Source organism: Candidatus Uabimicrobium helgolandensis (assembly GCF_041508025.1).
In the GTDB taxonomy this organism is placed as follows: domain Bacteria; phylum Planctomycetota; class Uabimicrobiia; order Uabimicrobiales; family Uabimicrobiaceae; genus Uabimicrobium; species Uabimicrobium helgolandensis.
The window spans coordinates 1,141,354-1,167,512 of the sequence record NZ_CP165719.1 but is presented as its reverse complement, the minus strand read 5'-3'; the positions used below and the strand labels follow the sequence as shown (position 1 = coordinate 1,167,512).

The 26,159-nt window shown below is 37.0% G+C and carries 16 protein-coding genes; 5 read left to right on the top strand and 11 right to left on the bottom strand.

Annotated features, from left to right (window positions below):
• Positions 1–8 precede the first annotated feature (8 nt).
• From dprA to hutF, 3 genes are all read left to right on the top strand, one after another.
• On the top strand, positions 9–1,085 hold the full coding sequence (gene dprA / locus UABHE_RS04225; protein WP_372368982.1) for a DNA-processing protein DprA: 1,077 nt from the start codon (positions 9–11) through the stop codon (positions 1,083–1,085).
• 123 nt (positions 1,086–1,208) lie between these two features.
• A complete protein-coding gene (locus UABHE_RS04220) occupies positions 1,209–2,006 on the top strand; it encodes an N-formylglutamate amidohydrolase (RefSeq protein ID WP_372368981.1) in 798 nt (265 codons plus the stop codon).
• Positions 2,003–3,364: a formimidoylglutamate deiminase gene (gene hutF / locus UABHE_RS04215; protein WP_372368980.1), complete on the top strand. Its 1,362-nt coding sequence runs from the start codon at positions 2,003–2,005 to the stop codon at positions 3,362–3,364. The genes UABHE_RS04220 and hutF overlap by 4 nt, the downstream gene beginning before the upstream one ends.
• Positions 3,365–3,408: 44 nt before the next feature.
• On the opposite strand, the gene UABHE_RS04210 is transcribed toward hutF, so the two are convergent.
• The 3 genes from UABHE_RS04210 to uvrA form a co-directional block, all read right to left on the bottom strand.
• A complete protein-coding gene (locus UABHE_RS04210) occupies positions 3,409–4,281 on the bottom strand; it encodes an alpha/beta fold hydrolase (RefSeq protein ID WP_372368979.1) in 873 nt (290 codons plus the stop codon).
• 68 nt (positions 4,282–4,349) lie between these two features.
• Complete coding sequence (locus UABHE_RS04205) at positions 4,350–5,357, bottom strand: serine/threonine protein kinase (protein WP_372368978.1); 1,008 nt, start codon at positions 5,355–5,357, stop codon at positions 4,350–4,352.
• Between the two features lie 157 nt (positions 5,358–5,514).
• Positions 5,515–10,833 carry an excinuclease ABC subunit UvrA gene (gene uvrA / locus UABHE_RS04200; RefSeq protein ID WP_372368977.1) on the bottom strand — a complete coding sequence of 1,773 codons (5,319 nt, stop codon included), beginning with the start codon at positions 10,831–10,833 and terminating at the stop codon, positions 5,515–5,517.
• A gap of 246 nt (positions 10,834–11,079) precedes the next feature.
• On the opposite strand from uvrA, the gene UABHE_RS04195 reads away from it, so the two are divergent.
• The gene (locus tag UABHE_RS04195; RefSeq protein ID WP_372368976.1) at positions 11,080–11,751 is read left to right on the top strand and encodes a hypothetical protein; all 672 of its coding nucleotides are present in this window, start codon (positions 11,080–11,082) and stop codon (positions 11,749–11,751) included.
• Between the two features lie 249 nt (positions 11,752–12,000).
• On the top strand, positions 12,001–12,942 hold the full coding sequence (locus tag UABHE_RS04190) for a S8 family peptidase (RefSeq protein WP_372368975.1): 942 nt from the start codon (positions 12,001–12,003) through the stop codon (positions 12,940–12,942).
• A gap of 287 nt (positions 12,943–13,229) precedes the next feature.
• Here the strand turns inward: UABHE_RS04190 and UABHE_RS04185 are convergent, their stop codons facing one another.
• The 8 genes from UABHE_RS04185 to UABHE_RS04150 form a co-directional block, all read right to left on the bottom strand.
• Complete coding sequence (locus UABHE_RS04185; RefSeq protein ID WP_372368974.1) at positions 13,230–13,763, bottom strand: hypothetical protein; 534 nt, start codon at positions 13,761–13,763, stop codon at positions 13,230–13,232.
• Positions 13,717–14,235, bottom strand: coding sequence for a bifunctional pyr operon transcriptional regulator/uracil phosphoribosyltransferase PyrR (gene pyrR, locus UABHE_RS04180; protein ID WP_372368973.1), 519 nt, complete (start codon positions 14,233–14,235; stop codon positions 13,717–13,719). Before pyrR ends, UABHE_RS04185 begins: the two co-directional genes overlap by 47 nt.
• 107 nt (positions 14,236–14,342) lie before the next feature.
• Positions 14,343–15,383 carry a Gfo/Idh/MocA family oxidoreductase gene (locus UABHE_RS04175; protein ID WP_372368972.1) on the bottom strand — a complete coding sequence of 347 codons (1,041 nt, stop codon included), beginning with the start codon at positions 15,381–15,383 and terminating at the stop codon, positions 14,343–14,345.
• Between the two features lie 33 nt (positions 15,384–15,416).
• Positions 15,417–16,721 (bottom strand): hypothetical protein, encoded by a 1,305-nt coding sequence (locus UABHE_RS04170; RefSeq protein WP_372368971.1) that lies wholly within the window; start codon positions 16,719–16,721, stop codon positions 15,417–15,419.
• 84 nt (positions 16,722–16,805) lie between these two features.
• On the bottom strand, positions 16,806–20,201 hold the full coding sequence (locus tag UABHE_RS04165) for a hypothetical protein (RefSeq protein ID WP_372368970.1): 3,396 nt from the start codon (positions 20,199–20,201) through the stop codon (positions 16,806–16,808).
• Positions 20,202–20,272: 71 nt separating this feature from the next.
• Complete coding sequence (locus tag UABHE_RS04160; RefSeq protein WP_372368969.1) at positions 20,273–22,975, bottom strand: hypothetical protein; 2,703 nt, start codon at positions 22,973–22,975, stop codon at positions 20,273–20,275.
• 145 nt (positions 22,976–23,120) lie between these two features.
• Positions 23,121–24,866, bottom strand: a complete 1,746-nt coding sequence (locus UABHE_RS04155; protein ID WP_372368968.1) for a hypothetical protein — start codon at positions 24,864–24,866, stop codon at positions 23,121–23,123.
• Positions 24,867–25,230: 364 nt separating this feature from the next.
• Positions 25,231–26,151: a hypothetical protein gene (locus UABHE_RS04150; RefSeq protein WP_372368967.1), complete on the bottom strand. Its 921-nt coding sequence runs from the start codon at positions 26,149–26,151 to the stop codon at positions 25,231–25,233.
• Positions 26,152–26,159: the final 8 nt, after the last annotated feature.

Here is a 26,159-nt window from a genome sequence, read left to right as displayed (position 1 = left end):
AGGCAGCTATGAATGCTATTATGATTATGGGTTTGTCGAGTATTCGCGGAATTGGGGCTAAAAAAATTATGCGTTTACAACGCTTAGCAAAGAATATTAAGCAACTCACATCTCTGGATAACCGCATATTAAAAACAATAGTAAACGATGAACAAATTGCTGCAATTAGACAACTAAACTGGGGATATTTCAACGAAATTTACCACAACTCTTCCTATCGCATTACAACATTAAATGACAAAGACTATCCACAGCGATTGCGCAAAACATTTAATCCGCCACTACTGCTATACACTCGTGGACAAATAAATGAAAAAGACAGCAACGCAGTTGCGATTGTGGGTACGCGAAAGGCTTCAAGATATGGTCAAAAACAAGCGCGTTTACTTGCAGAAGAGTTAGCTATTCGCGATATCACTGTCGTTTCGGGCCTTGCAAAAGGTATTGATGCAGCAGCACATCAAGGTGCGCTTACTGCAGGAGGTCGCACGATTGCAGTACTTGGTAGTGGCCTCGATAGAATTTATCCTAGTTGTCACCAACGATTAGCAGAACTAATTGGTCAAAATGGTGCATGCATTTCGGAATATGCTCCCCAAATGCCAGGATTAGCACACCATTTCCCCCAACGCAACCGTATTGTTGCAGGTTTAGTAGCGGGAATCATTGTTATTGAGGCTCCTGAAAAAAGTGGATCTCTCATTACTGCGCACATAGGTTTAGACAATGGCCGCGATATATTTGTTGTTCCTGGGAATATAGATGAATCAAATCACTTAGGAGGGCACAAACTTATCCAAAACGGAGCAAAACTTGTGACTTGTATCAACGACGTTATAGAAGAGTTGCCACAGTTACAAATCAATAATAAAACAAAAGAAGTACAGTTAAATAAAACACAACAGCAAATATGGGATGTCTTGACTGAAATTCCACAAAACATAGACAAGATAGTTGATAAAACAGAGCTTGCCATAGAAGTGATTATGTCAGAGTTAATGGAAATGAGAATAGAAAATCTCGTAGTATGTAGCCATTATAATTACTATCGTTGCAGAGGAATAGTTTGCCGCAGTGATGATTGACATCTTTATACAGAATTGCTACGATGTTTAGAGCTTTTAGCAATTCTGTATAAAGATATTAATCTAATTAATCGCAACCTTTAGCTTTCACTCTACTCAAATTTCAATTACCCAGGAGTCTCTATGGAGCCTTTTATCATCATAAAACCCAAAGTAAAACCTGTTCCAATTGTTGTTAGTGTTCCCCATAGCGGAACTTCAATACCAGATGAGCTGCGAGGTCTCTATGTTCCGAAACAATTACAGCTTCTTGATGATACAGACTGGTTTGTAGACAAACTCTATGATTTTGCTCCACAAATCGGAATTACCATGATATGTGCAAAATATAGTCGTTGGGTTATTGATCTCAATCGCGATCCTAAAAATACAGCTCTCTACAATGATGGTCGTATTATCACCGAACTAACACCAACCAAGAATTTTCTTGGAGAGAAATTGTACACTGGTAGTGGCCCTGATCACCAAGAAATCGAACGACGTCTACATCAATATTACTTGCCATATCACAACAAAATTCGCCAACTTTTAGGTGAATTACGTCAACAGCAACACAATGTCATTTTTTTCGATGCACATTCCATTCGCCGTCTAGTTCCAACTATTCGTAAAGATGCATTCCCTGACCTTATACTTGGTAACCAAGATGGTAAAACCGCAGATGCGCGTTTTATAGCCGCTACGCTAAACGTTTTACAGAGTTCCAATTACACAGTGCAACACAATAGTCCTTTTAAAGGAGGAGCGCTTACACGAAGTTTTGGAGACCCAAAGAATGGCGTCCACGCTTTGCAGTTAGAAATGACCAAGGTAAACTATATGGATGATGCTGAAATCAACTACGATGAACAACGAGCCAATAATATGCGTGGTCTATTACAAAAAATGTTTAGTACTTTAATAGAAATGGTGTCCTCATGAAAACGTGGAAATTTGATGCACTGTTACAGAACAACACTTGGATAACACCCGCTTTTGTCTCTGTTGACAACAATGGAGTAATAAAAAGCATTGATTCTCAACATCAAGGTGAATTTCACACAATTAAAGGTATAGCACTTCCAGGATACCAAAATGCCCACTCACATGCTTTTCAATATGCAATGGCTGGCACAGCAGAACATCTACCAAAAGGGGCACTGACTGATGATTTCTGGAGTTGGCGCGAGGCAATGTATAATTTGGCTTTGAATGTGACCCCTGAGAACGTTCGTGCCATTGCTACTATGTTGTATAGCGAAATGCTACGACATGGTTATACTTCGGTAACAGAGTTTCATTATGTCCACCATGATACAAATGGTGAACCATATACTAATCTTGCCGAGATGGGTACACAGTTAATAACAGCAGCCAAAGAGGTAGGAATAAAAATAACATTGGTGCCTATTTTTTATCAAATGGGAGATTTTGGAAAACCAGCTAGCAAGCGTCAGCGCCGCTTTTTATCAAAAACGGTAGAAGATTATCTCGCTCTCTATGAAAAAAGCCAAGAAGCATGTAAGTCTTACTGCGGAGCAAACATTGGTGCAGGTATTCATTCTTTGCGTGCTGTTTGCGATAAAGATATTATCTCAATGTTATCGCAAATACCCAAAAATATTCCTCGACATATTCACGTCTCCGAGCAACAAAAAGAAGTGGATTCGTGTATAGCCTATTTCGGCCAACGACCAGTAGAGTGGCTGTTAAACAACACCGATATAAACGAAAACTATCACCTTGTTCACGCAACGCATTTAAATTCGCAAGAAATCTCCGGTATTTGTAAATCGAAGGCCCAAGTAGTCTTGTGTCCTTCTACAGAAGGTAATCTTGGTGATGGTTTATTTTCACTCCGCGACTTTTGGAAACAAGGTGGGCGCTGGAGTATTGGCACCGATAGTCATATTGGTTTAAATCCAATGGAAGAGCTGCGTATACTTGACTACGGACAACGATTGCACTGGCAAAAACGCAATATTTTGTGTAATAAAGAAGGTGAGGATAGTGGAGAACTAGCTTTTAAAGAAAGTATTATCAGTGGACGCAAAGCAATGGGTAACGACGTAAAAGATTTTTTTGCCATTGGGCAACCTCTAGATGCAGTGATTATCGATAGTTCTCATCCATTAATAGCACCTACATCAAAAGAACGTTTATTATCAACCATTATATACTCTTGTGATGTTAGTGCTATTTTCGCAACAATGGTAAATGGTAACTTGATTTCCGAGAACTCATTACAAAAATGTAAAGTTGACTTTTTCAAGACAATTAAAGAACTCAAAAATCGTTAAGAGTATTATTTTCTATAGGGCGTGCCAACATTAACAATGTCAAGTTATATACCTGATTTATTCACAAACTCAAGAATATGTTCACCAAAAAAGTCAGGTTTTTCCAAATCTGGAAAATGCCCACATTCTACGGAAATTAATTCGCACGAAGGAATATGCTGACGAATAGAAGTAAAATCTGTGTGCTTATGGGAAAAGTCTTTTGTTCCATAAAATGCAATACTTGGTATCTCTATATTGAAAATATTACCTTTTTCTTTATTTAATCCTTGAACAATGCTAGCTAAACAAAAACAAGCTCCTTTAGTAAAGGCTTTGTTTGCTCGATCAACAAAAAAAGCTTTATCGACATTTTCACGAGGAAGAGCTATGTCAAACCAGCGCTGAGCAATTTTTTTCGTTTTTGCAGCTAAAATCATTTGCCCGACTATAGGTGTTTGAATGGAGCGCGGTATAATTCTTTGAGTCCAATGTCCCATCGCACTTAACGAAGGTGTCTGACTTAAAATCAAGTGAGACACCTTCTTAGGGTATTTTTCTGCAAAATCCATAGCAAAGAAACCGTTCGCACAAGAAAAAGCTAAGCTTGCTTTTTCGATGCGTAAAGCATCAAATAAAGAAGCTAAAACTTTCGTTGTCTTTGCAAAACTAAAATTATATTTCCAAGATGGGTATGAAAAACCAAAGCCAGGCATATCAAAACAAACTACTCGAAAATAAGGCTTTAGCAATTCGATTAATTCAAAATAGTGCTCGACAACGCAAGGACCATCAGGAACAATAATAATAACTTTCTTAGGTGACTCTGTGTCATATACTCTTATCTTCCCTGATATAGTAGAAATAAACTTAGTACTGTCAGAAAGTTGGCATTTTTTGAAACCACAAAGAACACTATCGGCTAAGTAATTTAACATGAAAATCCTCTCACTTAACAACAACCTAAATTATCCAAATTACAATTTAGATGAAATTCCCAAACCACCTACAAAGTAATTTTTTCTACAGCTTTACCTAGCTCTTCTGCCTTTTGAAAACGCTGTTCTTTTTCTTTCTCTAATGCTTTCAAGCAAACCCCAGAAAGCTTTTTTGAAATTTCAGGGTTAATTTCGTGAGGAGCAATAGGAGGGATTTTCATTATCTGTTCCAACATCTTATAGATTGGACCTGGTTGAAAAGGGAGTTGTCCGGCTAAAATATTGTATAAAATTACCCCTAATGAATAAACATCGGTACGACGGTCTAATTCATCTGTACGACCCATTGCTTGCTCTGGTGACATGTGAGTAATTGTCCCGAGGATAACTCCTGCCGCCGTCAAGCGTTGATTATCTTCAGTTGGTTTTGCTAAGCCGAAGTCCATTACTTTTGGCTCACCCTGCTTTGTTAACATTATATTCTCAGATTTTAAATCACGGTGTATCAAATTTTGTTCGTGAGCATGTTCGATAGCGTAACATACTTTTATAAAAATTTGTAACATTGTGGCTAAGGCAATCTTTTTGTCTTTTATAACCGTATTTAATTCTGCACCATCAATAAACTCCATAGTGAAATAATGTTGGTCTTCTATATTGCCTACTTTATGGACTTGTACTATGTTTGGATGTTTTAGTTTCATCGCCAGGTGAGCTTCACGTAGAAAACGTTGTTGTTTTTCTTCCATATCATCAAAAGCTTTAGGAAGAATTTTTAATGCCACATCAGTGCCTAACTCTGGTTCGCGAACTTTATACACTTCACCCATTCCGCCACGTCCCACAAATTCAAGATGTGCATAAGGGCCGAAGCTTTTTTTGTCTTTTTTTTGTTGACGTTGCAATTTTTGGGTCTTTGCTTTTGGTTCCTTAGGAAGTTCCTTACGATTAGGATCTCTTAAAACAAAAACATGATTACAACCGCGACAAGGAAGTTTTTTTCCATAAACTTCCTTACCACCGCGAACCGGTATTGTGCGCTTGCATTTAGGACAAATGAACTGTAATATTGACACTTTAGTGCAAAGATTATCCCTACGAAGATGTATTACATTCTTACATTGTTTACATTTCAGCGCCTTTCCTATTGGATTAGCGCTTTTTTTCACATGCACTCTGTTAGGGCAATTCGTACACTGAAAAGTCAACATTTCACTCGACATTTTTGATCCTTTATTTTGTAAGGTTTTGCAAATGCTCTTTCAAACACCGACCGGTATGACTGTTTTTTTGCTTTACAATATCTGTAGGTAAACCGCTAAAAACTATTTCACCACCGTGTTCTCCACCTTCTGGACCTAAATCTACAATCCAATCAGCAGCGGCAATTACGTCCAAATTATGCTCAATAACAACAACAGTGTTACCAACATCTACAAGATTTTGTAATACGCCTATTAATTTTTCAACATCGGCAAAGTGTAGTCCTGTTGTTGGCTCATCTAGTAAATACAGGGTACGCATTTTGCTACTGGTAGATAACTCAGCAGCAAGCTTCATTCTTTGTGCTTCCCCACCAGAAAGAGTCGTTACTGGTTGTCCCAGTTTCATATACCCCAAGCCTACATCATACAAAACTTGTAATTTTTTTGCAATAAGGCGATGCGCTTTAAAAAAATCGAGAGCAAGTTTAACATCCATCTCTAAAACTTGAGAGATATTTTTTCCTTGGTAGAGAACACTAAGAGTTTCTTCCGTATAACGTTGTCCTTTGCAGGATTCACAAGTAATCCACACATCAGACAAGAAATGCATATGTATCAGAATAGATCCCTTACCTTCGCAAGCCTCACATCTTCCTCCGGGGCGATTAAAAGAAAAACGCGAAGGAGTAAATCCTCTGGTTTTTGATCCTGCTAATTGTGCATAAAATTTTCGTATATGGTTAAATATACCAGAATATGTCGCTGGGTTCGACTTCGGAGAACGTCCAATAGGGGACTGATCAATTACAGTAAGCGCATCAATATCTTTCAAACCAGATATTGATGTAAACCCTTTGTTTTTTCCGCCTTTGACAGTATCCTGGGTCCAATCTTTTTGTAAAGCTTTTTGTAATAGATCAATCACTAAAGTTGATTTACCGCTTCCAGAAACACCAGTGATAACTGAAAATCTCTCTACTGGTAACTTGACATCAATGTTTTTCAGATTATGCAAACAAGCTTTCTTTATATTGATGTGCTTTTTCGGCTTCTTGCGTTTTTGTGATTCTATTGTAATGGCATTTTGTAAATATTTACCTGTTAGAGAGTCACTATTATTCATTAATTTTTTGACAGTTCCAGTTGCCACAACTTCGCCACCAAGATGACCAGCTCCAGGCCCCATATCAATAATATGGTTAGCGCTTTGCATACATTGTTTGTCATGTTCAACCATCACAACAGTATTTCCCAAAGTAACTATTTTTTTCAGAGTGGAGAGTAGTCTTGCTGTGTCTCTTGGATGTAAACCTATCGTTGGTTCGTCTAGTATGTAAAGAACCCCTACTAGAGAATTACCAATTTGCGACGCAAGTCTTATTCTTTGGGCTTCACCACCAGACAGCGTATTTGCTCTACGACTAAGATTTAAGTATTCTAAACCAACGTCAATGAGAAATTTTAAGCGATTTTGAATTTCTTTTAGTACATCCCTTGCAATAACCAACTGCGTTTTATTGAGATTTATGTTGCGAATAAATTGTTGGGCTTCTGATATTTTAAGTTCGCAAAAATCATATATTGATTTTTTATCAACATAAACAGCTAAACTACGCGGACTGAGTCTCTTACCGTCGCATTCCACACATTCTTCTTCAATACTATCGTAATAGCCTAATCCATCGCACTCTGCACATCCTCCAAGATAATGATTAAACGAGAAATAGCGAGGATGTAGTTCATCGAGTTGATAATAATCACATGAAATACAAGCTGGCATTGTACTGTAAGCTTGTAACGACTCATCTTCGCTATAGAAAAAAGCAACACTTTCACCAATATCAAATGCTGTCTCCATTGCTTCAGCAATACGATTTTGCGCATTTTTCTTTACGTGAACGCGATCTATAACTAAATGGATAGGCGTGCGTTTATTTGCAGGAAATTTTTCATCTAAGCGATAAATTTTTCCACCGATAACAATACGAGAAAAGCCTTTCTCAATAAGATTTTTTTTGTAGTTTTTCAAATGAGCAGGGCTGCTGAGTTTATAGTATTTATTTGCACTGGGTATATATAAAGGAGCAAGTATCATTCCTTTGTGGTTCAACCAATTTTTGACCACATGCGCGGCGCCAGTACTAGAAGTATATGATTCAAGTTTTGTATCGCATTCGGGACAATGAGCTATTCCCACTCGCGAATAAAGAATTCGCAAATAATCGTAGATCTCCGTCATCGTCGCGACTGTAGATCGTGGGTTACGCGAAGCATTTTTTTGATCAATGGCAATAGCAGGAGCTAAACCTTCAATAGAGTCGACAAACCCGTGATCAAGGCGACCTAAAAAGCGTCTTGCGTATGTAGATAGTGATTCTAAAAAAGCTCGTTGCCCTTCTGCAAACAACGTATCAAAAACTAAAGATGTTTTGCCACTTCCAGAAACACCGGTAACAACCGTCATTTTATCTTTAGGAAAACACACATCAATATTTTTTAAGTTATTTTTCATAGCGCCAAATATTTTTATATCGCGAGGTTTTACTTTTGTGCGCGGTTTTTGTTTTTGTGGTTGTGGCTGGAGAAATCCTTTAAGAGCTTGTCCTGTATACGATTTTTTACTTCGCATTATTTTTTCAGGCGTTCCGCAACATACAACTTCACCTCCTCCTTCACCTCCTTCAGGTCCTAAATCAATGATATAATCAGCAACTTTAATAATATCAAGGTTATGTTCAATGACTACCACTGAATTTCCCTTATCTACCAATTTTTGTATAGCAGATAGAAGATTTTCGATATCAAAAAAATGTAGCCCTGTTGTTGGTTCATCGAGAATATATAGAGTTTTTCCAGTGTCAGTCCGGCGTAATTCGCGTACCAGTTTTATACGTTGAGCTTCCCCTCCCGATAACGTTGGTGAGGGCTGTCCTAATTTGAGATAACCAAGACCAACATCACGCAAAATATTGAGTGTTTTCGAAATTTTAGGTTGGTTAGCAAAAAAATCTGCCGCTGTGGATATAGGCATTTCTAAAACTTCATATATATTTTTTTCTCTATACTTTACTTGCAAAGTTTCAGTATTAAAACGACGACCTTCACAAAATTCGCATTCTATGAAAACATTAGACAAAAATTGCATTTCGATCTCTTTAACACCAGCTCCTTTACATTCTTCGCATCTCCCGCCACTAACATTAAATGAAAAACGCCCTGACTGATATCCGCGTGTCTTGGATTCAGGAAGCATACTAAATAGGTTGCGAATTTCATCAAATACTTTGGTGTATGTTGCTGGATTACTACGCGGAGTTCTACCAATAGGCGACTGATCTACTTCAATCACCTTGTCAATGTGCTCAATACCTTCGATTTTTTTATGTTTTCCTGGAGCTTTACTACTACCGTTTAGATGATAAGAGAGAGATTTTTTAAGAATATCGTCAATCAATGTTGATTTACCACTCCCAGAAACACCTGTTACAATAGCTAAAATTTCCAAAGGAATTTCGACATCGATATTTTTTAGATTATGCTCCGTTGCCCCAATTATTTTTAGCCATTTTTCAGTTGTTGCTCTTCGCTTTTTTGGAACAGGGATACACTGTGCTTTTGTTAAATATTGGCCCGTAATCGACTCTTTATTTGCTTTTATATCTTTTACACGTCCTTGCGCTACTAACCTTCCACCTTCACTACCTGCGCCAGGGCCTATATCAATTATATGATCACTATAATTCATTGTCTCTTCATCGTGCTCTATCACCACAAGCGAATTTCCTGCATTTCGAAGTTGCTTTAAGGCTTGCAGTAGTTGAACATTATCGCGAGGATGAAGACCAATAGATGGTTCATCTAATATATACAAGACACCTTGAAGACCAGAGCCTAATTGACGCGCAAGCCTTATTCTCTGCATTTCTCCACCAGAGAGAGTATTTGCCGTACGCTGCAAAGTTAAGTAACCTAAACCTACTTGATTTAAAAAAGCTAGACGAAGTTTGAGTTCTTTAAAGATTTCCTTGCCAATGAGAGTTTCCGCCTTTCGAAGTTTTATACCTTGTAAAAAACTTTGTAAGTCATTAACTGTCATTGTCACTAAATCAAAAATATTTCTATCGCGAAAGAAAATAGATAGCGCTTCTTTGCGCAAGCGACTTCCTGAACAATCTTCACAAGTCTTTGCGCTTATAAAACGACGCAATTGATAAAGATTCCATTTACTGTAGATTTTTTGTAATATAGGAATAATGCCAGGGAAATGTAATTTCTTTTTAATACGTACTCCGTAAAGTAGCTCTTCTATAAAATTTTTAGGAAGTTTTTTCCATTTTTTCTTCAAAGAAATTTTACGAATTTTGGCAAGAGTTTTTATTTCATCTAAACCATAATTAGAAAACAATATTTGTCCATCTTTTTTTATACATTTAATAGCCCCATCTTCAATGGAAAGATCTTCATCTGGAACAAGAAGATTTAATTCAAAAGATTCCTTAATTCCTTTTCCATTGCAATCGGAGCAAGCCCCCTGAGCGTTATTAAAAGAAAATAAACGTGGCTCCATCTCGGGAATACTAATACCACAACTCGGACAAGAAAGATGTACAGAATGCATTTGGTATACTTCATCTTCACTATCGACAGCGACTAAACCACCAGTTATATTGATTGCTTGTTCAATGCTTTCATGAATTCGACCACGTTCTTTTTCTTCTACTTTCAAACGATCAATCACCAATTCCAATGTATGTTTTTCATAACGTTGCAATTGAATTTCTTCGTCTAGTCGAAATATTTTTCCATCTATACGGATACGAACAAATCCGTCGATGCGCCATTTTTCTAATTCTTTGCGATATTCTCCCTTACGATCAATAAACATTGGCGCAAGAACATTTATCTTTTTTTCAGAGAAATTAGCTAAGAGGTAGCGAGCTATCTGATCTGGCGTTTGCGTAACGATCTTAGAATTACAAGAAGGACAATGAGGAATTCCTAAACGAGCAAACAATAATCGCAAATGATCGTATATTTCAGTAATGGTTCCAACCGTAGAACGTGCACTTCGTCCACGACGCTTTTGGTCGATACAGATAGTTGGTGAAAGTCCTTCTATTTGGTCAACTTTCGGTTTTTGCATTTGCCCTAAAAATTGCCTTGCATACGGCGAAAGTGACTCAATAAACCGCCGCTGCCCTTCTTTGAATAAAGTATCGTGAACTAAAGATGATTTTCCTGAGCCAGAAACACCTGTAACAACGGTCATTGTATATCGTGGAAATGAAACGCTTACATTTTGTAAATTATGTTCTCTAGCACCTGTAATTTCTATGTTTTCTTGCATTTTATGCACTCCACTACGGTTTTATATACGGCCTAGTACTTTCATACGGATTTTGTACGAAATTTTAGACAAAACTTCCAGTATAAAATGTATAAAATGAACAAAAATTGACATTAGTAGCAAAAAATAATAGAATACTAAACATTTGCTCAGAGTGTTTTTAAAAGTGAAGATATTTATTTTTAAAAATATTTTGAAGTTTTAACGATTAATCTTTATCTATATATTAGAAAGGTGATAAGGAATATGGCTGACACAAAAGGCAGTGCTGGTTCAACACCGGCACGAAAATTACGTCATACAGTAGTTCCCTTACCTAAAATTGTTTTTTTCTACCCACTAATGATTGTGTGTATTATATGCGCAATTATGGAAGCCTCTAACGGTAGTGATCCTAATAAAGTTGCTGGTACAATGTTTATAATTGTATTTCTAGTAAACATCCTTATTATTGCCTTTGATTTTCCTGGGGTAAAAGCGATGGCACTAGCGATGGTAATTATCGCAACGATATTTGGTCTCTTATGGGCAAATAGTAAATGGGGAATCATTGCGCCAATGAAGGATTTCTTTGATGTCCTTTTTGACAAGGTAAATGCATCAACAATGTTCTATTGCATGATATCAGCAATTCTTTTTCTAATGGTTGTTATGGGAATATTAGCAAATTTCTTGTGGAATCGTTGGGTAATAGAATCCAGCCGTATTTATCATAAACACGGTTTATTTGGTGATGTAAGAGAATATCCTGTAATTGACTTACAAGTACAAAAGTCCATTGATGATATTTTTGAATATGCACTGCTGCTATCTGGAACACTTACATTCTCTGTTCCAAATGCACCAACTATACGCTTGGAAAACGTACCTTTTATCAATCGTGTAGAGAAAAAAATACAGACTATTGTGCGTAAATAGTCACTTAAAATTGATGAGGAGTTTCGACTACGAAACCCTCATCAAGTTTTGAACAACCTATCCCAAAATCCTTTATTCGCAAATTACCCTCACTTACTAATAGAAACAAGAATTTCATACGATTTCGCGAATTTTAATAGACTTTTAAAGCCATAAAACCTTAGGGACACTCTGAGAATCAACAAATAATGTGGCTAATATTGCATCCAATAATCTATGGGTGCTTCTTCTTAAGCAGGAAGGTATAAAATGACAACATTAAAATTAAAAGTAAATGAAGTAAAATGGTCTGGAGATAAGAAAGAACAAGTAATCGACTGGGGTTTAAAAACTCTAAACGTTTACGATGTCTGGAAAGAAACTAAAGGAGAAGGTGTTAAAGTTGCCATTTTAGACACCGGTTGTATAAAGCATCCCGATTTAACCGAAAATTTAAAAGGCGGTGCAAATTTTACTTCAGATGATGAAGGTGATTATGAGGACCGTGCCGGACATGGAACACATGTTGCTGGAATTGTTGCTGCAACAGACAATGCTTACGGAGTCGTCGGCGTAGCACCTAAAGCAAGTGTTTATGCTGTAAAAGTATTAGGTGATAATGGATCAGGTAGCTACGAAATGATCGCGAAAGGAATTGACTGGGCAATTGAAAATGAAATGGACATTATTTCTATGTCTTTGGGAAGTAATTACGATAGTCCAGTACTTCATGATGCTATAAAAAAGGCACACGCTAAAAATATCACCATTGTTGCTGCTGCCGGTAACGATGGCGACACCTATGATGATAATGACATTGATTATCCTGGGCGGTATGAAGAGGTGATTTGTGTAGGTGCTATTGATAAGCACCTTGAAAGAAGTTGGTTTTCATCTGATGGAGATGAACTAGATATTGCAGCACCAGGACAAGATATTTACTCCACCCACTTAAACAATCAGTATGCTATTCTTTCAGGAACAAGTATGGCAACACCTTTTATTACAGGCGTACTTGCTTTGCTCATTTCTAAACACAAAAATAGCGATAGTAACAACACACCTATTGATACTCCAGATCGTATTCGTGAGCACTTACTTCGTACTGCTGATGACGCTGGCGTTGTTGGTCGCGATAGATTTTACGGGTATGGAATTGTCAATCCTAAAAAGTTACTAGAGAAAGTAAATGTTTCGCAACTTTATATCTAACCTTAAAGTTCAACAAGGAGGGCGAAGTTCAACTACTATTGGCTTAAAAAATTCATAATAGCGCTAAAAGTATTAAATATACTAGCCCAAAGAGAAATCGCATAGTTGTTAAATTACTACTGTATTTAGAATTAGGAGGGCTGAGCCTGAGCCCTCCTAGTCTTTATTTCTATCGATAGAATACCTTGCTTCGTATTTATCGCGAACGACAATAATTCTCTATTTTGAATTTGACTTAAGGAATTGTATTTAGAATTAGGAGGGTGAAGTTCCTGCTGAGCTAATTTTTATTCGGGTAGTGTATCATTTTGTAGTTGCTCAATAAACCTCGTAGTCGCTTCTTTTAATAATTTGAGAACAGGCTCAACTACTGCTGCATTTTGCCCCATTGGATCAGGAATATCATCTCCTTGTCTCACCTTACCTAAACTTCCAAGATCGTAAGTTTTATCTGCATCCAAAAATTCACTTAGTAAATATGGTCTTCTTTTTGGTAAATAAACGCTTAATCCCTTTAGATGCATTTTGGTCATTGCAATTATATAGTCACACTTCTGTGTATTTTCCCCAGTAACACCTTGCGATTTGTGAGATTCTAAATGTATACCAAATCTAGGCGCAAGGGCAACACAAACTTCATATGCTGGTTGATCATAAATTCCAAGTAAACCTGCAGAAAAGATAGCATAACTATTACCGACTTCTTTTCTAAGAACGTATTCTACAAAAGGAGATCTACAAATATTACCTGAACATACAACGCACACAGTAACTTTATTCATCGTTTTCCACTTCCATAATAAGGACTTTATCTTCACCATCAATTTCCTTTAACATAACTTTTATATGTTCACTTTTTCTCGTAGGAACTAACTTTCCCGCATAATCTGCTTGTATTGGGAAGCGATGATGTCCGCGATCCACCAGGACTGCTAACCTAATTTTATTGGGTAATCCTTTGTTCATTATTTCATTAATAGCAGTTAAAACTGTTCTACCAGAATAAATAACATCGTCAATTAAAACAATATCTTTATTGCTAAATTCGGGGCCTTGAAATTCTTTAAATATAGGTTGTTCTGCTACTTGAGTTAGATCGTCTTGGTAAAAAGAAATGTCGATAGTTGCCATTTGCGTGCTTGTACCGCCAAGGTTTTGTATTTTTTGCAAAAGACGCGCGGCTAAGGGAACTCCTCTACGATGAATTCCAACAAGTATTATATCTTGTTGAGACTGTTCTATTATTTCTGCTGCCAGTCTATTGAGTACCTGGTTAATTTCAACATCGTTCATTATCTTAGTTTTTTCTATTAATTGCATAGGCTACTAAAGTAGAAATTCTACTTTCCTTAATGAGAGTGCCGTAAAAAATATACCAAATTCATACATAAGATGGTAAATTATTTTTCGCCACACTCCTTATTCAAATTCTCTCGTATTAACTGTAAATTTTCGTTGATATCATCGCACACTATTTTAGCTATCCGTAAAGCTTCAACCCCATCTTCACCACTAACTTGTGGTTTTTTGTTTTCGCGTATACACTCAACAAAACTTTCTAACTCTTTATACAATGGTTCATGTTTTGTTGTAGAAACTTGTTCTGTTTGTAATACCTTATCAAAAAAGAATTCTTCAAAAGGAACTCCTAAGAAATCTTTTGGTGGTGTTTGTTGATAGTTTAGCTTTACTAAATCTACTTCTTTTGGTTTGCGATAAATAGTTCCTTTCATTAACTGATAGTCTATAGATACATAACTATCAGAGCAAAACATCTGCATTTTTCGCATAGGCTTGAAAGACGCTCTACTAACATTTATATTAGCAACACAGCCATTTTCAAATTGAATTCTTGCATTGGCGATATCTTCTTTTTCACCTAACAAATTTATACCAACAGCATCTACTTTTTTTACTTTCGCATCAACTAAAGAACGAATAATATCGATATCATGTATCATGAGATCAAGAGTAACTCCTATGTCTCCAGAACGAAATCGAAAAGGGCTAGAACGAACTGTTTCAATGTAAATAGGTTTTAATTTTCTCTTTGCAATTTCCATTACTATAGGGTTAAATCTCTCGATGTGACCTACCTGTAATTTAATATTTTTTTCGCAAGACAGTTCAACTAGCTTTTCTGCTTTATCTATATCTGTAGTTATTGGTTTTTCAACTAAAACGTGGACGTTGTTTTCTAAAAAACTACGACAAACGTCATAATGAGAAGTTGTTGGTGTAACAACAGAAACAGCATCTACTTTGCCAAGTATATCATGGTAATTCTCAAACGCTTGCGTATTATATTTTTTAGCAATTGCCGTACGGTTTTCTTCATTCGTATCCACTACAGCAATTAATTCAACTTCTGGCAACTCATGATAGATTCGCGCGTGCGCTTTGCCAAGATGTCCAACGCCAATTACAGCTACTTTTAACAATTTTTCACTCCTGCTTTATTACATTTATACAATCTATGTTGCAATGACTCTACCTTTTAACATACGTGAAGTTGACTGAACGTTCACGATAATTGCTGGACGCAATTCTCTAATTACTGTTCCTGGAGCTATGTTTTTTTGAGGTGAAAGAATCATATTACCAATGTACTTGTTTACTGATGCTAAAGTATCACTTCCACAAGAAAAATCACGTATATTAAACTTCACTATGCGGCGTAAAGTTGTCCTCCATGCCTGAATGCGATTACGTAATCGATCAAAATAAGAATAGCCACTTGGGCGATCATCATCGTGGAAAATAGACCAAAAACATTCCTCTACTCGCCAATAGTCAGTAGCTAATCGGTAGATAGTTTCATCTTTCTTGTTTATAGTTGCGCGTAGAACATCTGCTCGTCTTTTTAACTCTGCAAGGACAGCACTTCGAGAATCACGAATACTTTCAACCTTATTTTTATTAACACCTTCAATTGCGGCGGAAACATCGCGCTGCATTTGTACATGCTTTATTAACAAATCAATTTCACCAAAAATACCTCGCCAATGACTAGCCAAGTCTTGGTTTACGTGTCCCATTGGATATTCAGCGTCGACAGGTAAAATGCACAAACATGTTGGTTTTAGTAATGTTTCTCCTTTGTAATCGATACCTGGGCATAACAATTCTGCGGTTCTCTCTGTTATGCGATTGCGACAGGTGTAGATTATTTCACCTATTGGATCTGAAATAGTTCCAAACTCAGATGTGATAAAGTAATCTATTTGCGCAAATAAATCTTTCGCTGTCGACCAAAAATTATCGAGTTTTTCAATATACTCTGTGCTATCGCCAGGATTACATTTTATGTTAGCGCGTATTGCTGCCACTGCCTTAACAAAATGTACAACTTGATCAGACTTATTAGGATCAATATTTGGTAATTTTAGCCAAGCAGCATTTGTTCTATTCCAGTTATTAATATTTGCGCGAATTTTTCCTCGTGGAGTGTCTAAATCTTCTTCAGGTATTGATATTTTTGACTCAGATGAAACAAAAGTAGTAGATTTTTCATCATCGAGATTTACATCCATGCTGCTATCGGCAAATTCTTCTTCCCATTCTTCATCAGCGTCCAAAGACGCATTAGCAGATAACATTTTATCAAGCCCATCACGCAGCTCCTTCGCGGCCTGCTTTTCTTTCAGAGCACTTTGATCAAACATGTTACATGCTTCCCTTAAAGACTTTAATATTGCGTATACCAAGGCTCCTTTTTCAGCCTCAGGAGTATTGACTAATATGTTCAAAAGATTTTGTAAAGATGATTTAGATGTCACGGATAACTCCTCAAAGTGAATGCCAGTAGCTGTGGCTACTTTGCTAACAGTTCCTAACAAAACGAATTACCTACAGGACACGTTCTAGTGTTGCCCACAAAAAGGATCATACTGAGAATCTATTTTTTGCGGAACATAATCGATGTCTCCCCAAATTCGTATATCGTATTTAAACGAATAGAGCAGTATAACTCTCCCTGTTTCATCACAACAAAGGTGTACTTCATCTACATCGCGATTTGGTAGATGAAAATGTGCCATTAATTGTGGTTCTTTATTTTCTAGATCCAAGCCTTCTATATAAAAATCATACATTTCGCGAACGGCAAGTGGTTTGCTAATTACGCATTTCTTCTTTTCACCGTTTGGATATTCTATAGTATCTATCATTTTTTGTCCTTTTTCAAGGACTGCTTTGCGTTTAAATAACTCTTGGCTGCTAACGCTGTGTGTTAAATGGATAGTTGCGTTATTGTCAATAGCTATGATTCTACTTGTCTCTTTGCTCTCTGGTTCAGGAACAATATAATTTTGCGCAACAATGTTTTTTGGTCCACGAGGGATAAAAAAACCACGTACGAATAATTCTGCATCTGCTTCGAAACCAACGAGATAGTGCTCGCGAAATTTGCGAAAATCGGAGAAGTCGTGATTCATTGCAATTGCTTCAGCGTTAATCAAACCCAAAAATAAAGGATTAGCACCATCAAAATCAACACGGTATATCCAAAGTTTTTCTTGGACAGGACGTAAACTATCCATATCTGTCCGTGCAACGGGTTTGTTATCAATATAAGAACGTTTGTTAAGCTCTTGACCATAATCAAACATAACAACCATTGCTACAAGGGAATCATAAACAAGACGACACGCAAGATGCGTAAATAAATTTTCAACAACCAACTCTATTTGATCATATCCCGAACGCAACATTTGTCTTGTTTTTTCACTTGTAGGATCCAAACGCATAGATTCAAGATAGCGACCAACACAAGCACCCATCGCCACAGAAGTTTTTGCTAATTCCTGGTCAAAAAAAACATTAGCAATATTAAAGTTAAATACGCCTTCTGATTGTCTAAAAATGCTCTTTGTTTCTTCTTGAACTATTTTTAGGTTACACGACAATCCCGAAAGAATTAAACGATCGACTTTATCGTTTATATTTTCAACTTTTAAACGCGCCTTTGCTAAATTCATTGCTAAATGTAAAGAGTCACTTACTGGACCTTTTGCAAATTTGCATAATTCTTCCTGTGTTACTTCTAAATTAAAATCGCTAGCTTCTACATCACAATTTTCAAGCCACGGATGGAGAAATATAACCATGTTATATAACTGTAAACTATCTAACATTATTTTTTGCGGCCATTCATGCCCTAAACTACTTCCTGGATGAGTAGAACTTGGCATTCCTAAATTCTTTTTTGCTTCCTCTGTCATATGCCATAAAGTAAAAAACGTAGATGTTTTTTCTGGTTCACTTTTGTAACGCGTAGGAACCACAACATCAATAATTGTATCGTTAAGAACCTCGTACTGTTTTATATTCTCCTGAGGTGCATATGTCCATTCGAGTAAACTTTCTTTACGATAAAGATTGCGATCATCTTCTTCTAGAAAACGTTCATCTAAATCGGCGAGCAACGACGACATTTTTGTGCCAGGAGGAGGGTCAATTTTTTTATCTGTTATTACCGACAAGACCTTATCCGCTACTTTTGTTTTCAGTAGTCGAAATAACCATAGTGTTATCAAATCACCGCCAATAAACGAATGCCCGGTAGAACCAAGTAGCCTTGGAGTTATCCGAAAATAGCTTCCGCCACTAGTAGCCGTCTTATCCATAGGCTCAAAAATAGGTAATTCTTCATATATCAACTGAATAAGAGCAATATCTGTTGTACCGCCTCCAAGATCATACAGTAAAATATTTTGGTAAGGACGGTTGTGCCTATCTACACGGCACCGTGACATAAGTCCTTCCATCCCACAAACTGGATCTGCACAAACTTCGTGCCAGATATAGTAGAGAAGTGAAGCAGAGCCTTCATCGAAACGGGTATCAACATCGTGAATATCTAGCTCGTACAATAAATCTCTTAACTTACGCCGCAATGAAGCAGGGTATGTTGTTGGAAAAGTTGCAACTATAGTGTGGGGTATATCTGCGTGAGAAAATTGATTTTTTTGGGATTTTTTTTGAATATCGTTTATTGCTCTTTCTAGTAACTTTCTATAGGCTAAAAGGCAGAGTGTGTCAGCATTAAAACTTGTTGCCGTAGAAGCAGCTTCGCTTGGAAAAAGATCAATGTATTCATCTCGCCCAAAATATCTTTTCACTGATAGAGCAAACTGACGTATATCAGCGTCTCCTAGTGTAGCACTACGCATAAGTAAACTAACACGCACACCCATTTCAATTTCTGTATCACTATTAATTTTGTCTGGGTTTTGTGGAGCAGAAATAATTTGTATTGTACTTGGAATCGGTTTTGCACCAGCATTTGCGTCCAATTCAAGAATAAAATAACGCTGCGACTGTAAAGTTTTCGAATAAATAACCTTCTCTAAGCCACATAGTAATTCATAAGACGCATTTTGTAAAAGTTGCGAATCAATATCGCAATTTGCTAGTTCAATAATCACATTGCTTATATATTCTTGGTAGGTTTCAAGATTTGTTTTTTCTAGCTCTTCCCATATATCAATTGATAAACTTCCGCAAGGAGGAAGCTCCATATTTGCTGTTTGTTGTGAAAGCTTTTCTAAAAATAAATCTGTTTCACTTGGTGTGATCATCGAAAGATGCTCGATTAGCCAATTGTTCACCCATTTACTAAGTGCTGACCATTGATCACGGCTTAAATCCTTGCCTATTTCTTCTGCTGCAAAATGAGGATCTCGTACTACGATAACAGAGTTTGTTGTTCCAAAATCAACAGAAATTATTCCCGAATAAGGTATATTTTCTTTAATTTCTGGGCTTTCTTCTTCTAATCCACTATAAAAAGGATCGTCAGAAAAATCTTCTTCTACGAGAAAATTGTTACTGTTTTCTAATTGTAAATCATCAGGCAGTACTTCTAAAATAAGTACTTGCCTTGCTTTTATTTGAAAACTATGAGTTTCGTTTGCTCTTTGGATTTTTACAGCTAATTGGATTTCAAAAGGATTGTACCCCTGTAGGACAGAGTCATTTTTTAATCGACGGATTGGTACAACTATTTCCAGATGATTATCTTTGTACTCAATATCAAAATTAGCTATATCAAGAACCTGGATAAGTACGTCTTTAGCTATGTGCCTTATGTGAGGCGTTTCGCGGTGCCAACTACTAGGGAAAGCAAATTTAATAGTTATTTCACTTTTCTTGATATGTTCAGGTGATAGTAGAACATACCTAAGATATCCCTCATGCTTAAGCGGATCTATCGCGACATATTCTTGAAGAGGGTGAAATGTAATTTGTTTGGACATTTTTATACCTAACAAAATAAGGCTTCCTTTTGGAAGCCTTATTCTATGAATGTATTAAAGAGAAAAGTATTTTACCACTCTTCGAATTCTTCCTCATCAATGATTTCACCCGCGTCTTGCGTTGGTTCTTCCATTGCTGTATCTTCTAGAGGCTCATCTTGTGGTTCATCCATTGTTGCTGCTGCTGCTGTTGCCGCCGCTGCTGTTGCAACGGTTGCTGCTGCCGCTGTTGTGCCTGATCTAGATTCGCCAGGTGGCTCATCAGGAATGTCTTGTTGTTTTGCAGGAACAAAACCTTTAACAGGAGCAGAGTGCTTAGTTTTATAATCATCCACTGCGCTTCTTACAACTTGACCAACATTTTCCCAAGTACTTCCTGGTTCCATTGTGGCCACGTCTCCTAAGAAATCTGGATTGTTTAAGCTGCTGCGTACCAATGGTAAGATTTCAGCACGTAGAACTTCATTACAGAAGAAGTCTTGAAAGTTATTCTCTGAAGCAGCGACAAGTCTTGAAAGTCTGTCGCGATATGTCTTCATCAACTGTACTTGAATACGAATAATCAAAGCTAAATTCCAATGACATGGTTTACTACCATCGTAAGGATATGACATCGTTCTTAAAGCTTCTACCTCATCTTCTATTCTCTCGCGAGTCAATGAAATAAGCCCATCTTCTCCTTCTGCTAATTCTGAAGGATTCCACACATCAAGAAGTGGAAGTGCTTCTTCCATTTGTGGAAGACGCGAACAATCTACCATTCCTTGTAAGTGGTCAATTGCTGCTCTGTAGTCAGGATGGTTTTCAAATCTTTGCAAGCTATAACGAATGGCTTCATCTATACACTCAAGAGTATAATTGGTTAGTTCTTCTGCAGTGTTTTGGAAACGTTCGTCGAAAGCACTAAACTCTGTTGGAACTTCTGCACCACTTTTCTTTAAGTGTTTATAACGTCCAAAACTTCTCTGAGGTTTAGAAGATCTATTCGGCTTATTTGCAGAACTTTGATTTAAAATAGCAAACCATTCTGGCCAACAAGTTACACTTGCCGCTATTTCTGACTCAATTAAATCCCAAAGAGTTACATCTTCTTCTTTTACACGCATTTTTAATTTTTTATAGTCACTCGGACCACTTGGTAGAGTATCAGCTACAGCAAGTTCAAGCACACGATAAAATTCTTGCGCTGAAAAACTTACTTCTGCATTAACACCTTTATCTGTACCAGAGCCAGACGGAGCAATTTCATCAAGAATTTTTTGCGCAGCACGGATTTCGCGCATTGCATCTTCTCTTATTAATTTTTCTCCACGATCCATAGTGAATTTAACTAAATCGCTTCTTAGAGATGGTACACCAGCACCGTCAAGATAACGCTCTAAACCAGCTTTCATGATATTCATGTCATTGGTATTACTTCTCGATTTGTTTACTTGACCAATAATAGTGTTAAAGTCTTCTTGTGACCTTTTGTATAATGTATATGCTGCTTGACGTTTATTATCATTAAACCATTTGCTAGTACCAAAATTCCAACTTGGTCTTTTTGATTTTTCATCAAACAAATAACAAAGTGCTGAGCAAACATAAAGATTTGGTTTACCCCCTGCGGTACTCAATGCGTTTTTAGCAGGCATTAAAACACTTTGAAAACCCACTGTTGTTCCTTGTTCGGCGGCTGAATAGTACTCAGAGGCTGTTTTTCCTGTTGGAAGTGGATGGAACTCATCAAAACGATTCACAGCAATAAGAGTTCTTTCACTAGTTAGTTTTCCAACTCTCTGAAAAAGAGTCGCCATAACAGAAGCACCAGAAGTACCAGGGTTAGAACCGTTGAATACCAAAAGTACAGCGTGCGCGTGTTCAATTTCTGATACACAAAGATATTCATCACGAGCATTACTGCTTTCAGCTCCTAAACCTGGGAAGTCTAGGAAAGCAATGGTATTGTGGTCTTCAGGGTTTGATACGCCAAAAGGAGCACACCATGCGTCAACGTCTACTTCTACACGACGTATTACTGGAAATACTGCTCTAACATTAGTAGAAGTAATTTTATCAATGCCTCCGCCACCTTTAGCTTTTTCTTGACTTTGCTTTAGTTCTTGATGAATAGCTTGAATTCCCTTGTTTAAATCAGGTCGAGAATCTAAAGTCAAAACTTTGTTGATCAAATCCATTGGCAGATTTACATTCATGCGTTCTTCGCGATCAACAATTTCGCGCCATGATTTTACTGCAACAATAAATTCAAGTGCAGATATCATTGCATATTTTGGAGTCACAGAACGAACTTCTCCGTATTTTCGCAAAATAAATTGTTCAAGCTCATCTAAGTTGCGCATGGTGACTTCAGCAGGGACACCTTCTAAACTATGAGATCGCAGGTTTTTGACAAAGTAATTAAGTACTTTTTCTATTTCAAATTGATTGAAGAAATTCACAGATGCACTGCGAATAGATGGTGCTCTTTCTTCGCGAATTAAGTGAACGCGAGCTTCTAATACATTTCCTGTCGTTGGTTTTAACAAACAAGGAAATAAATCAGTGGCATCTAGTAAGGAGTTAAGTAACAATGTTTTCCCACTGTTAAATTCTCCTACAACCGCAATACGCAAAGGAGCATCAGCTAATTCTTCTCCCCTTTTAAGCGATTCTCTTGCTTCATTCAACTTGCTTTGAATACTTTCAGGAGGACCAGCGTTCATCCACTGTACTGCAGCGGTATCCAAGCGCTGAGCAATTTCTTTTATTTCAGCAAGACTGGCTTTCATAATAGTTTTAGGCTAAAACAGCCCTACTCCTTTCTCTCAATGGAGTTTTTATTCTAAACTATGTTTAGAAACGACAAACAAAGTAGCAAATCTAAGATGTCGAAGACCTTGAAATTTGATGGAGAAAATTCTCCATCAAACTATATTATTCGTAAGTTGAGGTTGGTTCTTCAACGATAAGAGTTCTGTCAAATTGATCATAACGTAAACTTGTGCGATTTAGTAACTGACCTTTTGTTGAAACACGCACTGTTACATTAAAAATAACTTTGTCACCTGAAGATAATAAAGGCAACTTGTTAAATATAACTTTTTGACCTTCAATGTTGTAAGGAATTTCTTGTTTGTTGTACGGATCTTCTGCACTTGCGCTTACAAATTCTGTAAGCTCAGGTATCTCGTTTTCAAGAATAATACCTGTTGCATCCTCAAAACCCTCGTTGCGTACTTCTATAGTATAAGTGGTAGTTTCGCCAACAGCAACAGGATCGTCAGAGTCGTATTTAGAGATGTGCATCGCCGCGTGACCTTTTACGATAGTGGTAGCATCATCTTTAACGGTAATGCCTTCTGCACAACTCACCTGAGCATTGTCAGTAAAATTTCCTGAACGAAGTGGAATAACAGTAACTGTACGAGTTTCTGCGGTTCCTGGAGCTAAAGTACCTAAGTTCCAAGTAACAGTATTACTCGTAGCATCATATTGCCCGTTATTACTTGCTTCTTCAAACTTTATACCTTGCGGTAAAGTATCAACTAAAATACACTCTGTTGCTGAAACAGTAGAACTTGTGTTTCTTACAACAATGGTGTGTTCCATTGGTTTACTATTAGTTAGTTGATAAGGACCTGTTTTTTGTATAGTTAGAGAAGCTGTTGGTGGTAATGCGCATTGACATCCTTCACCATTATCAATAACTACAGTTGAAATGATTTCTTCCAACTTACCGTCACTAATCATTTTTACTTTGAATTGTTTTGTGGCAGTTTCTTGAGGGCCTATGTCGCCAAGATCAAACTCTAATTCTCTTTGAGCTGGATTTTCTACATATTCAAACTCAGGTGGTAGCGAAAGAATTAATTTTGCTCCTGTCGCAACTCCATCACCTTGGTTTAGTATGTTACAAACCACAAAGGCTTCATCACCAACAACTATAGTTTCAGGATCTAAGCAAACCACACATGTAAGCTTTGGACGTTTACGTTTACAAGTAACTGTAAAGTGAACTTCACCTTCACCTCCAGGAGGTACAGGTCCTTCGATAAGCCATGTAATTTTCTTTGCTCGATCTTCAAAATCACGATCAATATAGATATCACCAATAAACGGCTCTGTACCTACAGAATCTTCTAAGTACTCTACGTTACTTGGCACTAAATCTGTTATCTTAATGTTGTAAGCATCATCACCACCTTCGTTAATGTATTTTATACGGAAGGTAAGTTGATCATTACAACAAAGAACATCCTGATCCGTTGATTTTTCTAAACGAATTTTAGGAGGATTTTTAGGGATAAATACTTCGGTTTTAAAACGTACATCTGGTTTTTCTGTTGTAGCGACAAACAATTGATTTTGATAAGTAGTTACTGCTACAGTTGTTGCTACCAAATTTTCTTGTGGTAGTAACAGTGGTACATCTTGTTCTAAAGCGACATCAGGTTCCTCGCAATCTTCCTGAATAGGAACACTTACTTTGTTTGAAGCTATGTTCCACGCTTTGCCTTGTTCATCGGTATAGGTCGCTTCTGTAATACCAGGACCACCATTTTCAACAAACTCTTCTGAGCCCTCAACCCTTTCAGGAAGAACAGAAATCTCGGCTTGTTGTTGATTACAACCAGAAATTATAATTGCAAATAAAACGAGGAATATGGCAAGTTTATTCATATTTACTCCTCATGAATGAATACTTTATTATTTTAGTAAAGTAATTCTATTTGAGAATAGGTATCTACAACGTAAACAACACGTTGTACTGGAGTAAGTGACCAGCCAGGTCACTTATAACATCTTCAGGCATGTCCACTTCCGTATTTGTTTTGGACATTAGTTTTTACTTTTCAACAGTAGAATTCGGTTGAATTTTTTTAGTATTTTGCCTTTGCCCAAAATAACTCACACTTTACTGGATGCACCTTAGAGCACGTCGACATTTATTAGAACTTCGCTATTTCAGGGATTAGCTTTATTACTTCTTGCAAAGTATCACTACTCCCTAAAATAACACATTACACAAAATTTAAAGTCGACTCTAATTATCAGAGGATTGCTTTAATTTTAGTACAGCAATAACTGTACCAAATTTGCTTCCTTCTGTAATAGGATCCTGTTCTGTTTGGATAGGAACAATTACATTACGTTTTCCTAGGTGCTTTTCATCAGGAACACTAATGGCTATGTTTGCTTGTCCGCCATTCCTCTTTAGAATCTCTTGGGTATTGTTGTCTAAATCCACCCATACAGGAGCCAGATTCGTGTATTCAGTGCTTTTAAATATTTCAAGTTGCCCTTGTACATTCACAAGGCCTTCATCTAGAGATAAAGTAATATTTTGTTTGCTATTTTCAGGAAAGGTAAGATTGAAAGGAGTGTACTTATCATTTACGCTAGAGATACTTCCTTCGCGAAAATGAAATTCTACTCCATTACTTTTTTTTTTTCTACTTCCCAATACAAGATGAACTAATTCAGCTCCTGGTTCTTCACTATCTTCGTTTGGAATTTCCGAGGCAACAATTCGCCCATAACCATTCGCCCATATTTCTTCGTAGACTAGGTCTTCTTGAGGGCTAATTAGGATAGTTTTTCCTCGTTCGTTAAGTTCAGGCTTGCTTGCATCGTAATCAAGTACTTTTATAGTACCATGAATTACGCGTTCTTCGCCATTAGAAGACATAAATGTTATCGATATGTCGTTTGTTGAATTTTTTGCATACTCTTTGATAATTTTTTCTTGATCTACAGCAAAGGGATCATCTAATTTTTTTGCTCTTATTTCATCAACAGCAATCACTGGACGTTCAAAAGCTATACGCATTAGATTCTCGGAAGAAACTTTAGGTCCTTTTTCTACCTTTTTATAGACTATTTTGGGTTGTGTATTTTTTGGTTTTGATTTACAACCAACAATTATAGACACACTTAAAGTTATCAACAGAAGGAGATTCTTCATGAATCACT